The organism is Pseudoglutamicibacter cumminsii, assembly GCF_016907775.1.
In the GTDB taxonomy this organism is placed as follows: Bacteria; Actinomycetota; Actinomycetes; order Actinomycetales; family Micrococcaceae; genus Pseudoglutamicibacter; species Pseudoglutamicibacter cumminsii.
This window is the reverse complement of the sequence record NZ_JAFBCO010000001.1, coordinates 1,476,173-1,487,764: the sequence shown is the minus strand read 5'-3', so window position 1 is coordinate 1,487,764 and position 11,592 is coordinate 1,476,173. Positions and strand designations below refer to the sequence as shown.

The 11,592-nt window shown below is 61.0% G+C and carries 9 protein-coding genes and 1 tRNA gene; 2 read left to right on the top strand and 8 right to left on the bottom strand.

The features are described 5' to 3' along the window. Window positions 1-142: 142 nt before the first annotated feature. The gene (locus JOD50_RS06775) at window positions 143-634 is read left to right on the top strand and encodes a DUF2505 domain-containing protein (protein ID WP_204880908.1); all 492 of its coding nucleotides are present in this window, start codon (window positions 143-145) and stop codon (window positions 632-634) included. A 113-nt stretch (window positions 635-747) separates the two neighbouring features. Next, complete coding sequence (gene nhaA, locus JOD50_RS06770) at window positions 748-2,259, top strand: Na+/H+ antiporter NhaA (protein WP_239541549.1); 1,512 nt, start codon at window positions 748-750, stop codon at window positions 2,257-2,259. A 286-nt stretch (window positions 2,260-2,545) separates the two neighbouring features. Here the strand turns inward: nhaA and pth are convergent, their stop codons facing one another. The 8 genes from pth to JOD50_RS06730 form a co-directional block, all read right to left on the bottom strand. Continuing rightward, complete coding sequence (pth, locus tag JOD50_RS06765; RefSeq protein ID WP_204880906.1) at window positions 2,546-3,097, bottom strand: aminoacyl-tRNA hydrolase; 552 nt, start codon at window positions 3,095-3,097, stop codon at window positions 2,546-2,548. Between the two features lie 138 nt (window positions 3,098-3,235). Next, a complete protein-coding gene (locus JOD50_RS06760; RefSeq protein WP_204880905.1) occupies window positions 3,236-4,981 on the bottom strand; it encodes an alkaline phosphatase in 1,746 nt (581 codons plus the stop codon). A 240-nt stretch (window positions 4,982-5,221) separates the two neighbouring features. Continuing rightward, window positions 5,222-5,851 carry a 50S ribosomal protein L25/general stress protein Ctc gene (locus tag JOD50_RS06755; protein WP_204880904.1) on the bottom strand — a complete coding sequence of 210 codons (630 nt, stop codon included), beginning with the start codon at window positions 5,849-5,851 and terminating at the stop codon, window positions 5,222-5,224. A 328-nt stretch (window positions 5,852-6,179) separates the two neighbouring features. After that, window positions 6,180-7,160 carry a ribose-phosphate diphosphokinase gene (locus JOD50_RS06750; RefSeq protein ID WP_101630237.1) on the bottom strand — a complete coding sequence of 327 codons (981 nt, stop codon included), beginning with the start codon at window positions 7,158-7,160 and terminating at the stop codon, window positions 6,180-6,182. Window positions 7,161-7,247: 87 nt separating this feature from the next. Next, window positions 7,248-8,723 (bottom strand): bifunctional UDP-N-acetylglucosamine diphosphorylase/glucosamine-1-phosphate N-acetyltransferase GlmU, encoded by a 1,476-nt coding sequence (glmU, locus tag JOD50_RS06745; RefSeq protein WP_204880903.1) that lies wholly within the window; start codon window positions 8,721-8,723, stop codon window positions 7,248-7,250. A gap of 36 nt (window positions 8,724-8,759) precedes the next feature. After that, window positions 8,760-8,831 (bottom strand) — tRNA-Gln (locus tag JOD50_RS06740). A 98-nt stretch (window positions 8,832-8,929) separates the two neighbouring features. Then, window positions 8,930-9,721: a gamma-glutamyl-gamma-aminobutyrate hydrolase family protein gene (locus JOD50_RS06735; RefSeq protein WP_204880902.1), complete on the bottom strand. Its 792-nt coding sequence runs from the start codon at window positions 9,719-9,721 to the stop codon at window positions 8,930-8,932. Next, window positions 9,721-11,565, bottom strand: coding sequence for an ABC-F family ATP-binding cassette domain-containing protein (locus tag JOD50_RS06730; protein WP_204880901.1), 1,845 nt, complete (start codon window positions 11,563-11,565; stop codon window positions 9,721-9,723). Before JOD50_RS06730 ends, JOD50_RS06735 begins: the two co-directional genes overlap by 1 nt. Window positions 11,566-11,592 lie beyond the last annotated feature (27 nt).

Below are 11,592 nucleotides of genomic sequence, written 5' to 3'. Positions count from 1 at the left end.
TCCTCATCCCACTGGGGACTTCCACAAGGGATCAATCGATTCCAGCCACTCACAACAGTGACTGCACGTACTATTAACTGCACCCAACATCCTATCGGTGCCGCGCCGCCATCCACCTAGAGCTGAGAGCGAGACCACCCCCATGGCTTTGTCCTCCACAACGAGCATCAACGCCCCGATCACCGACATCATCGCCGCCGCAGCTTCCCGCGACGTAGCCAAAGCACTCGCGGCGAAGGCGAAAGGCACCCTGATCGACCACAGCGTCACAGGCGAAGCTGACTCCCCCACCGTGGCCATGACCGTCGGTGTCCCTGCCGAACAGCTGCCCGCCGCCGTCAAAAAGTTCATCAAGAACGGCCTCAACGTAACCATCACCGAAAACTGGAGCCACACATCGGGCGCAGACGCCGCCCAAGCAGAGCTCACCGCCCGTGTCTCGGGCGTACCCGTGGCCTTCGCAGGAATTGAGAAGCTCACGGCTGAAAACGGCTCGACCACGATGGGTATCACGGGCGAAGTCACAAGCTCGATCCCGTTCCTCGGCCCCAAGATCGCGCAACAAGCCGAACCGCTCGTCGCAAAGATCCTCACAGTCCGCGCTAACGCCATCAGCGCCCACATTTCGCAGTAAAACGCGTCATGGCCCGTGCGGCACCGCCTAACGAATCAAAATTTCGTTAGGATGGTGCCTTGGTGCGCCGGGAAGTCTGGTCGGCAATGGAAACACATAAGCAGGAGAGTTCCTTGAAGCAACCAGAAAACAACGATGCCGCAGCGGATGATCTGAAAACTCCAGACAACCTGGATACAGCTAGCGCCGCTGACACCGGCACGAACAACGTAGACGAGGAAAACGCGGGAGAGAACAAGCCCCTCCTGCTCACGGAACCTCGCGAAGACACCGTCGCGATCCAGCACCCCGATGACGGACAGGTTTATCACGTCCCCTTCGACGACCTGACGCACTTCAATACCACGCCGGCACGCGCAGGACAATCAAAGTTCAGCCACCGTGTAGGCAACATTCTGCGCTCCGACTCGATCGGCGGCATCCTGCTGATCATCGCCGCGATCGCGGCAGTCACCGTGGCGAACACCCCGCTACAGGACTGGTACTACGCCGTGCGTGACTCGCACTTCGTGGTACCGCTCGGCTTCACGACCATCGACATGTCAATCGGGCACTGGGCCTCCGACGGCCTGCTCGCGGTGTTCTTCTTCGTGGTTGGGCTTGAGCTCAAAACCGAGTTCGTCACCGGCGGGCTGCGGAACTTCAAACACGCGCTCCCTCCTATGGCTGCGGCTTTCGGCGGCGTGGCTGTTCCCGCGCTCATCTACCTGCTCGTCAACATCGGACAGCCAGCATCCACGATGCACGGCTGGGCGATCCCAGCGGCAACCGACATCGCGTTCGCAGTTGCGGTGCTTGCCGTCGTTGGCGCATGGCTACCCACCCCAGCCAAGCTGTTCCTCCTGACACTCGCGGTGGTTGACGACCTCATCGCGATCATCATCATCGCGGTCTTCTACTCCTCCGACATCTCGTTCATGTGGCTCGGCCTTTCGCTCGTGCCGATCGCGATCTACGGAACGCTGGCGCAGCTGTTCCCGAATTTCTTCCGGCGCCAGAACTGGGCCCCATGGATCATCCTCTTGGGCCTTGGGTTCCTCGCGTGGGTCTTCATGCTGAACTCCGGTATCCACGCGACCATCGCAGGCGTGCTCCTTGGTTTCACGGTCCCAGCCAAGGTCAAGAAGGGTCACCGTGGTATTCCGCTCACTGAAGTCCTCGCGCACCGCGTCGGCCCGTTCTCGACCGGTCTCGCTGTTCCGGTGTTCGCGTTCTTCGCTGCTGGCGTGACCATCGCCGGCATGGATGCGTTCAAGACCGCGATGACTGACACCGTGGTGTGGGGCATCATCCTTGGTCTCGTGGTCGGTAAGCCGCTGGGCATCATGGGTGCGACGTGGCTCATCACGCGCACGCCGGCCGCTGAGCTTGATCCGAAGATCAAGTGGGGCGATCTGTTGGGCGTCACGATGGTCGCCGGCATTGGCTTCACGGTCGCGCTGCTGGTTGCTGAGCTGTCCTTCGGCGTCGAATCGTTGCACGGTGAGGACGCGAAGATCGCGATCCTCTTGGCATCGGTTCTCGCGGCCGTACTCGCGAGCATCTGGCTCGCACCACGTAACCGCCGTTACAAGCAAGAAGCGCAGGCCAAGCAAGCCTCTGAGCGTAGCCAGGTCAAGTACTAGCGGCCCAGTCTGCACTCACTACTTCAATAACCCACTGCTTAAAGCGAGGAGCTCCGGTTGATGTTCAACCGGAGCTCCTCTGTCATCACTCGCACCCTTGAGGTGTCTTCGACACTACAGACCGAGTCTCAATAAACCCTGGGATAGTCATGGAAAACCCCATGTAATGTGGTGAAGATCCGCTGAATATGTTCGATGCCGGCGGATAGATCCGCGGAATCACGGCTCTCAAGGTCGGTGTTTCACACGATGCCGCTGACTGTGAGAAAGCGTACTGCCCCGAAACCTATAGCGAGGACATGAGCTTCTCGACCTCGTCGGCGGCATCCGAAATGGTCATCGGCAGGGTTTTGCGTTCTTGCGCGGAGAAATCGGAGAGGACGTAATCCGCGACTTGCTGGCGTCCAGGCGGGCGCCCCACTCCGACCCTGACACGCCAGTAATCTCTGGTTCCCAGGGCTTTGGTGATGTCTCGTAGGCCGTTGTGGCCGGCTTCGGTGCCTCCGAGTCGGGACTGTGTGGTGTCGAAGTCCAGCTCGATCTCATCGTGGATGGCGATCACGTTGGAGTCCGGGATCCCGAAGTACTTCGCAACGCTCGAGACGGCACCGCCTACCCGGTTCATGAGTGTTGTCGGTTTGATGAGGGCTACGCGTGGGCCACCGATGCCGAGCCGTCCTTCTAGGAGCATGCTGCGGTGCGCTGAGGACGCTTTGAAGGTTCCGCCGATGCGGCCGGCGAGCTCATCGGCGACCATGAAGCCGATGTTGTGTCGGTTTTTCGCGTAACGGGCGCCCGTGTTGCCGAGGCCGGCGATGAGGTACGTATCAGATGCCATGCCTCAAGCGTATCTGTGCTTGCGCTTCCAGGCTTAAACGCATCGGTACCGCCGTGGGCGTCCACGGCGGTACCGATGGTATTTGTCCTGATACTGATGGGCTCAATCAGCCCGTTTGTTTCAGGATGTTGGGGCTACTTACTTGGTAGCTTCTGCGCGGCGTGCGCGGTTGACCAGGAGAACGGTCATGCCGCCGATCATGAAGGTTGCCGCGAGGCCTGCGCCCCAGACAAGCTCGGTGTTGACACCGGTGCGGGCAAGGTCGCCGCCCGTCGATGGACCCTGAGCGTCGTTCGTGTTGTCGACAACGACATCCGTGGTGTCCTCAGCATCTTCGGATGGAGCTTCCTCAGAAGGAGCTTCCTGGGATGGAGCCTCTTCGGTTGGGGCTTCCTTAGTTGGAGCCTCTTCGGTCGGGGCCTCCTCGGTTGGAGCCTCTTCGGTTGGAGCCTCTTCGGTCGGAGCTTCCTCGGTTGGAGCCTCTTCGTTCGCAACCCATGCGGTGTTCAGCAGCCACTTGGCTACGTCGGTGTTGTCCATGTAGGCGCCGCGAACGGTGTCAGTCTTCGTTGCGAGTGCTTTCACGTCAGCTGCGTTGGCACCCTTGAAGAAAATCGGCACGAGCTGGTTGGTGTGGTCGCCGCTGTTCCAAGTGTGCGATGCGTACTTGTTCGTTACCTGCGCTGGTGTTGCCTGAGCGTTGCGCTGAGCTACAGCGTTGTCGCCGCCCTGCGGGATCATCGGAGCAAAATCACCCTTTGGAGCGCCCGAGAGGTAGCCGGTTTCGTGGTCCGCGGTCACCATGACGAGGGTTTCGTCCCAGCTGGAGTTCTTCTCAACCCACTCGATGACGGCCTCGACTGCCTTGTCGAAGTCCTCGACCTCTTCGACGTCGCGTTCAGTCTGGTTGGCGTGGCCGGCCCAGTCGATAGCGCCGCCTTCAACCATGAGGAAGAAGCCCTTGTCGTTGTTATCGAGGACGTTGAGTGCACCCTCGGTCATGGTGCGCAGGTCGATGACGTCGTTCTTTGCTGCGCCTGCTGCGCGGCTCTGCTGGAGGGTGTTTCCAACCTGAGCGATGCCGAACACACGGGATGGGGTTCCGTTCTCGGTGAGCTTGCGGAAGCTTTCGTTGTCCTCGATGAACGCGTAGTCGGTGTGTCCGCCTGCGAGCTTCTCGTATTCTTCTGCACCGATGTACTTGTACTTCGGCGTAGCGAGCTTCTTGTTGTTGTCGTCGAAGAATGGGTGGCCTGCACCCATAACGACATCCATGTCACCCTCGACCTGCTCCTTGGCGATGCCGTGGTAGTCCTGACGGGTCTCGTTGTGCGCGGAGTATGTAGCTGGGGTTGCGTGGGAGAACGGAACGCTGGAAACCACGCCTGCGGACTTACCGAGGGACTTAGCGCGTTCGCTCAGATTTTCTACGACCTTCTTGTTCGGGTCAACACCGAGACCTGCGTTGTAGGTCTTGACACCGGTAGCCATTGCGGTACCTGCGGCGGCCGAGTCAGTTGGCTTGTTCTTGACCCAGTCGAACTTGGTCCATGCTTCGGCGGTGTCGTAGACAAGGCCGTCAACCCAGTGGGTCGACATACCGGTGTGGTCCCAGGTCTGCCAGCCTTCCTTCGGCTTGGTGTTGCCGCCGTAAGGCATGACCTTCTTGTCTGGGCCCTTTTCTACCTGCCAGTGCACCTCGTTCTTGGTGAAGGCGTTGTAGTTATCGATGTGGCTGTAGCCCATGCCGTCACCAATGAGGACGATGACGTTCTTTGGGCCGTCGACCTTTGGCTCAGCGTTAGCTGGAACAGCGGTGGCGAAGGATGCGAGTGCGAGGCCAGCTGCGGCCGTTGCGATCACAGGGGTGCGAACTGCTTTCACTGCGGTAATCCGTTTCTTTTGGCGTGATTTTGACCAACAGCACTGAGCATGGGAAGTGAGGTAAACCTCAACTCCCCCTCGAACTAACCCCTGCCTAAAGGAACAGTGAACGGACGAAGAAGAATCTTATGAAGTTGCTGAGGAGTAGCTAAGAGTTGCCCACAGCTTGCAGTCCGCTTAAACGGCGGAGGGCCGCCACATGTGTGGCGGCCCTCCGAAAATGCAAGGAATCCGTGGGGATTACTCGGAGTCTTCCTCGGACTTCTCTTCTGCTGGAGTCTCGGCAGCCTCTTCGCCTGCTTCCTCGGTCTCCTCGTCCTCTGGGAGCTCGATTTCCTGTGGCTCTTCAACGGTTGCGATGACGGTCTCTGGGTCGATCTCGAGCTCGACGCCTTCTGGCAGCTCGATGTCGCTAGCCAGAACGGAGCCTTCTTCGCGGCCCTCGAGGTTCACAACGAGGGTGTCTGGAATGTTGAGAGCGTCCGCCAGGACGGTGACTTCCTGGATATCGAGGGCAGCGGCCAGGCCTGGCGCAACTTCGCCCTGGTAATCAAGGTAAACGTCAACCGAAACCTTCTCGCCGCGCTTAACGATCAGCAGGTCGAGGTGGTCAACGGTCTGACGCAGTGGGTGGCGCTGAATGTCCTTCACCATGACAAGGCGCTCGTCGCCTGCAACCTTGAGGGACAGAATAGCGTTCGCCTGACGTACAGCCAGGGTGGTCTGGTGAGCAGGGAGCAAGAGGTGCTCTGGCTCGGTGCCGTGGCCGTAAACGACTGCTGGGATCTGGCCGTCGCGGCGTGCGCGGCGTGCGGAACCCTTACCGAAGTCTTCGCGGACCTCTACGTCAATGTTTTCAAATTTCTGCATGAGAGCTCTTCTCCTATTGGTCGATGACGCCACACCGTTTCAGTATCCGCACAGCGGTTCTAGCATTCGGATTCGAATGTTCGAACGTGTGCTGTGGTGTTGGCTGGTCTTCGCCCTGGGGGCTCGTCGTGGCTTCTAAGCTCACCTTCGGCTGTGCAGAACGCATCCAGCCGGTAAATCCAGAAGGCCTCGTCGATCACGGGAACCGGGGTTCCCCTCGCCTGGGCAACTCCCCTAGTCTACCAGAGCTTTCACGGTGCTCTTAAACGCATGTGCCCCTCCACATTGCGATGTGGAGGGGCACATGGCTGAGGCCTGTATGAAACGGTTATGCGCGGCCGTCGAAGAGGCTCGTGACGGAGCCGTCTTCGAAGACTTCCTTGATTGCGCGAGCCAGCAGCGGAGCAATCGAGAGCACGGTCAGGTTGTGGAAGTGCTTCGATGCCGGGACTGGCAGTGTGTTGGTGACAACCACTTCGCGTGCGCCGGATTCGCTCAGGCGCTGGGCGGCTGGGTCGGAGAAGACCGGGTGGGTCGCCGCGATGATGACATCCTTAGCGCCTGCGTTCTTGAGGACGGACACAGCGCCAGAAATCGTGCCGCCGGTGTCGATCATGTCGTCGATGAGGATGCAGACGCGGTCCTTGACGTCACCGACCACGGTCTTGGACTCTGCCTTGTTCGGAACCGTGAGGTCACGGGTCTTGTGGACGAACGCCAGTGGTGCGTGGCCGAGGCGCTCGGCCCACATTTCGGCGACGCGAACGCGGCCGGTGTCTGGGGAGACGATCGTGAGCGGCTCGTTGCCAACGCGGGTGCGGATGTAGTCGGCGAGCAACGGGATCGCCATAAGGTGGTCGACCGGCCCGTCAAAGAAGCCCTGGATCTGCGAGGTGTGCAGGTCCACGGACATGATGCGGTCAGCGCCAGCGGTCTTGTAGAGGTCTGCCACGAGGCGGGCGGTGATCGGCTCGCGGCCGCGTCCCTTCTTATCCTGGCGTGCGTATGGATAGAACGGCGAGACCACGGTGATGCGACGGGCGGAAGCACGCTTGAGCGCATCGATCATGATGAGCTGTTCCATGAGCCAGTTGTTCATCGGGAACGGATGGGATTGGATCACGAAGCATTCTTTACCCCGAACGGAATCCCCTGGGCGTACATAGATCTCGCCGTTGGCGAAGTCGTACGCAGAAACTGGAGCGAGTTCCGTTTCGAGCTCGTCGGCGATCTGCTGCGCCAGCTCTGGGTGGGCACGGCCGGAAGCCAAAACCAGTTTCTTGTCTACGTTGTAGCTCAGTTCAGACATTGCAGGCTGTCCGTTCTCCTCGAAGATGGGGTGTTAAGTGGAGCTTATATCTCTGCGGCGAATCGGAGTAGCCCGCCGCAGAAAGGTCTAGTTCTTGTCGCCTTCTGCTGGCGTCGCTTGATCGGTTGGCTTATTTGAACTCAATGCCGCTGCAACCGCGGCGGGGGTTCCGGAGCGTTTCGCTTCAACCCAGCCTTCCTTGTTGACCTGCGGGGCCTCCGAGATCACGAGGGCACCTGCCGGGACGTCCTTACGAACCACAGCTCCAGCGCCAGTGTAGGCACCATCACCAATCTCAACCGGAGCGATGAACACGGTGGACGCGCCGGTGCGCACGTGCGAACCGATCACGGTCTTGTGCTTGTTGACACCATCGTAGTTCGAGGTGATGTTGCCGCAGCCGATGTTGGTGTCTTCCCCGATGATCGCATCGCCCGAGTAGCCGAGGTGGGACAGCTTGGTGCGGTCACCGATCTGGACGTTCTTTGTTTCGTAGAACGCGCCGATCTTGCCGTCTTCACCGAGCACGGTGTCTTTGCGGAGGTGGCTGAACGGCCCAACGGTCGAGCCGGAGCCGATGCGGGATTCGGTTGCGTCGGTGCGCTTGACGGTTGCGTTCTGCCCGACGTGGGTGTCGCGCAGAGTCGTGTCTGGGCCGATCACCGAGCCCTGCCCCACCGAGGTGCGGCCAACGAGCTGAACGTTCGGCAGCAAGGTCACGTCCTGGGACAAAGCGACATCGACATCGATCCACGTGGTTTCCGGATCCTGGATCGTCACACCTTCGCGCATCCACTTTTCGGTGATGCGGCGGTTGAGTTCACGCCCGAGGGCCGAGAGCTGGACGCGGTCGTTCGCGCCTTCAACCTGCCACTGGTCGGTGGTCACGGCCGCGGAGATGCGGTGGCCGTCTTCACGCATGATGCCGAGCACGTCGGTCAGGTACATCTCGCCTTGTGCGTTATCGGTCGATACGCGGGACAGCGCGGAACGCAGTTCGTTCGCCGAGAACGCATAAATGCCGGAGTTGACCTCGTTGATGAGTCGCTGCTCGTCGGTCGCGTCCTTATGTTCTACGATGCCCGCGACGTCGCCGTTCTCATCACGCACGATACGTCCGTAACCGGTTGGGTCGTCGATGGTTGCGGTCAGAACGGTCGCCGCGTTGCCTTCGGATTCATGACGCTCAATGAGTTCCGTCAGAAGTTCAGGGGTCAACAACGGAACGTCGCCGTAGGTTACGAGCACGGTGCCTTCAGTGAGGTCATCCATCGCTTCAAGGCCAACCTGGACGGCACGGCCGGTGCCAGGGATCTCGTCCTGGTCGACAATGCTCACGTCAGGTGCGTGGTCAAGAACGTGGGAAGCGACGCGGTCACGCTGGTGGCGGACAACAACGACGAGCCGGTCCGGTTCGAGCGCGTGCGCGGTGTCGAGCGCGTGGCCGACCATCGAACGGCCGCCGAGCGTGTGGAGGATTTTCGGCGTAAAGGATTTCATACGCGTTCCAGCGCCTGCGGCTAGAACGATCACTGCTGCCGGATGGACCTTTTCGCTGGACACCTGGCTATGTTTCCTTCCATTGCCCTGCCACTACCGCTCCGCCACTAGGATTCGAACCTAGACCACACAGCTCCAAAGGCTGGCGTGCTGCCGTTACACCATGGCGGACCAACCTGACGCAGCTAAAACTGTTCAGGCCGTTCCCCATTGTGCCACGTCGCGCCTTGTTTTCTTAACCGGATGTCTCATGAACGTCTATCTGCGCGTCACGGTATCTGGCGTAGGAACCAGCTCATGAGGGCATCGAGGTGAGTTTTGTCACCGTAGAGGTCTTCCGGATGCCACTGGACGGCGAGCATCGCGGGATGCTCGGGGTGCTCCGCCGCTTCGATCAGCCCATCCGGTGCAGTCGCGACGGTCACGAGCTCGTCGGCGAGCGCATCGACGGCTTGATGGTGTGCCGAGCGGACCGTAATCTGGCGCGTCCCGTAGATGCTTTCGATCGCGCTTCCGGCTGCGAGGCTCACGCTGTGGTCGGCCCAGCCGTCGCCTTCGAGTTCTGACTTGTGGATCGTGGGGCGGCCGATGTCGGGGAGGAGTGTTCCGCCGAGCGCCACGTTGATGATCTGTAGGCCACGGCAGATGCCCAGCAACGGCTTGCGGGCGGCCAAGGTTTCGTGGACCAGGGCGATCTCGAAATCATCGGCGCTCGCGCTCACACCGGCAAGGTCGACGTCGCGCCAACGCTTACGTGCCAGCTCGTACAACCCCGGATGCACGTCAGCACCGCCCAAGATCACGACCGCATCAGAGCGAGCCACAACGTCACGCGCGCTGCAGGTAGGCCGGAGGGCATCAATAAACCACGGCTGCACATGCCCGCCGACCTCAACGATCGAACGCCCCGTGTTAGCCGCGAGGCCGTGGAGCTCGTCCGCATAATCCTGGGGAACGTTGACCGCATCCATGATGTAGGACAGCGCGATGCGCCGCGGCCGATACTCCGATGTGTTCAACGCCGCTGCTTCCGGCGCAGATACTTCCGCCTGCTTCTGCATCAGTCGACCTTCTCGGATTCTTCGAGCCACGCCATCTCGAGCTCGTCCCGGTGATCCCGCGCCTCGCCGGCTTCCTGGGTCAGCTGGGCGACCGCATCGAAATCCCCGGCTTCGGTGGCCGCAACGAGTTTCGCCTCGGCCTCGGCGAGCGCCTTTTCTGCGCGTTCGAGCTGGCGTTCGTAGCGTTGCATGTTTTTGCGGGCTTCGCGCTGCTCTGCCGCGGAATAGGTGGGTCCGCTCGGCTGCGCTCCGGTGTCAGCTTCAGCTGACGATGCGGTAGCCCCCGCGCCTGCAACGTTTGCTCCCGCAACGGACTGTGGACCACCGGCCTGCAACGCTTGCTCCCGCAACGCCAGGTACTGGTCGACACCGCCTGGGAGGTCACGGATCTTGCCGTCGCCGAGCAACGCCATCTGATGATCGGTCACGCGCTCCAAGAGGTAGCGGTCGTGAGAGACCACGATGAGCGTTCCAGCCCACGTGTCGAGGAGGTCTTCGATCGCGGCGAGCGTGTCGGTGTCGAGGTCGTTGGTCGGCTCGTCGAGCATCAGCACGTTGGGTTCGCCGACCATGAGCCGCAAGAGCTGGAGACGTCGCTTCTCACCGCCGGAAAGATCGCGCACCGGCGTGTACTGCTTGTGCGAGTTGAACCCGACCTGCTCAAGCAACTGGCCTGCGGAAACTTCACGGCCACCCGCAACGAACTGGCTTCCCTCAGCCTTGATGACGTCCACAACCCGGTTGTCTGCGAGCTCTTCGAGTTCCTTGACTTCCTGCGACAAGATCGCCGAAACCACGGTCTTGCCGCGCTTGATGCGGCCGCTGCTCGGCTCGACCTGCCCGTCCAAAAGCCGCATGAGCGTTGACTTGCCCGCACCGTTGACACCCACGAGCCCCACGCGCTCACCCGGTGCGAGCCGCCACGTAATGTTGTCGAACAACGTGCGGCCGTTCGGCAACGTGTAGGTCAGGTTTTCGGCGTCAATGACGTCTTTACCCTGCCGCGCCATCGCCATCTTCTTAAGTTCGAGGCTCTCTCGCGGGGCTGGAACGTCTTCAATGATCGCGTTGGCCGCCTGGATGCGGAACTTCGGTTTCGATGTGCGTGCCGGCGCGCCGCGACGAAGCCACGCGAGCTCCTTCTTGACCAGCTGCTGCCGCTTGCTTTCCTTGACCGCGGCCGCGCGGTCGCGTTCAGCGCGAGCCAGCACATACGCGGCGTAACCACCATCGAAAGCATCGACCACCGCATCGTGCACTTCCCACGTCATGGTGCACACGGCGTCCAAGAACCAGCGGTCGTGGGTCACCACAAGGAACGCGTTCTCGTTGGCTCGCCAACGCTGGTTGAGGTGCTGGGCGAGCCACGCGACACCTTCAACGTCGAGGTGGTTGGTCGGCTCGTCGAGCATGATGACGTCCCAGTCCGCCACCAAAAGCTTCGCGAGCGCGGTGCGGCGGCGCTGCCCACCCGAAAGCTCGCCGATCTTCTTCTGCAGGTCGATGCCTCCCGTGAGGCCGTCCATGATGTCTCGGACACGAGGGTCAGCGGCCCACTCGTGTTCCGGGACGTCGCCCACGATCGCCTGCAGAACGCTCAGTTCCGGGTCCAGCACATCGGACTGGTCTAGGTACCCGACCCGCAGGTCTCGCCGATGCGTCACACGGCCCGTGTCCGGCTGCATGCGTTGTGCCAGCAGCTTCATGAGCGTTGACTTGCCGTCGCCATTGCGACCCACAATGCCGATGCGGTCGCCTTCGTCGATGCCGAGCGTGACGTCTTCGAGCACGGTGCGGGTACCGAACGTGATGGAGATCGATTCAGCACCTAAGAGGTGGGACATCTGTGTGGGGTTTCCTTCTGAGTGGTT